Annotated in this window: 1 protein-coding gene; it reads left to right on the top strand. The window is 55.4% G+C overall.

Features of this window, described 5'->3' with window-relative positions; genetic code table 11:
• A partial coding sequence (locus tag EAE89_RS22835; protein ID WP_214086651.1) for a non-ribosomal peptide synthetase occupies positions 1–1487 on the top strand: 1487 nt, incomplete at both ends.

Raw genomic sequence — 1487 nt, forward strand, 5'->3', positions numbered from 1 at the left:
CCGTTATGTATTCATCAGCTGTTTGAGCAACAGGCAGAGCAGGCCCCACAGGCGACAGCGTTAGAATATCAACAACAGATTTTCAGTTATGCGGAACTGAATGCCCGTGCTAACCGTCTGGCTCATCAACTGATGGCTCTGGGCGTCATGCCAGACCAGCGGGTAGCGATTTGTGCGGCCCGTTCCCCGGCCATGGTGGTGGCGCTGTTGGCGGTACTGAAAGCCGGTGGCGCCTATGTGCCGCTGGATACCACTTATCCGGCGGAACGTCTGACGTATATCCTGAATGATACGGCCCCGTCAGTGGTGCTGGTTGATGAAACTGGGCGGGCGGCATTGGGTGAATCTGCGTTGGTCGGGCTGACAGTACTTGATCCGAATATCCAGCCTGATCAGCCGGCCAGCAATCCGCAGGTCCCAGGGTTAACGCCACAGCATCTGGCTTACGTCATCTACACTTCCGGCTCCACCGGGCAGCCGAAAGGTGTGATGGTGGAACATCAGGCGGTGTATCAACGTTATCTGGGTTTTAATGCGCTTTATGACGTCACCGCGCAAGACCGGGTGTTGCAATTTGCGGCTTTTGCGTTTGATGTTTCAGTGGAAGAATTTTTCTCGTCATTATGCAACGGGGCTACGCTGGTGATCCGTGATGATAGCTGGCTGGCGTCGGTGTCGGGATTTATTGCTTTAACCCAGAAACATGGTGTTACGGTTATCTCTCTGCCGACCTTATTCTGGTCGGAACTGGCGGCCCGGGACACCGGATTACCGCTGCCGGATTGCCTGCGACTCATCATCATTGGGGGTGAGGCGGTGAAGAGAAACGCCGTTCAGGACTGGTTTAAGCAGGCAGGCCACCGGCCCCGGTTGTTGAATGGTTATGGTCCGACAGAAAATACCGTGACGGTGACCTACAAAGATGTGTTATCCGTGGAGGATGCTCGTTCTATCGGGCGGCCAGCTAAAAATACCCGCATCTACCTGCTGGACAGATATGGCGAACTGGTACCCGCCGGTTGTGTGGGTGAAATGTATATTGGTGGTGTCGGGGTGGCCCGGGGTTATCTGAACAGGCCGGAATTGAGCGCGGAACGTTTTATGCCGGACCCCTTTAATCCGGTATCCGGTGAGAGGATGTATCGTAGCGGGGATTTGGCCCGCTACCTGCCGGACGGAGAGCTGGAATTCCTGGGCCGTAACGACGAACAGGTTAAGATCCGGGGCTTCCGGATTGAACTGGGGGAAATTGAGGCGCGGTTGGTGGAACATCCGGCGGTGCAAGAGGCAGCGGTACTGGTATTGGATGATGGACGAAGCAAACGGCTGGTTGCCTATGTAGCGGCGGAAAAGAATGCGAGATTGGCTGTTGATTTACGTGAATACCTGAGTGCGATTTTACCGGATTATATGGTGCCGGTCGCGTTTGTGCAGCTGGATACCTTCCCGCAAACCCCGAATGGTAAGCTGGATCGCCGGGCGTTGCC

Source organism: Photorhabdus heterorhabditis (genome assembly GCF_018448905.1).
In the GTDB taxonomy this organism is placed as follows: domain Bacteria; phylum Pseudomonadota; class Gammaproteobacteria; order Enterobacterales; family Enterobacteriaceae; genus Photorhabdus; species Photorhabdus heterorhabditis.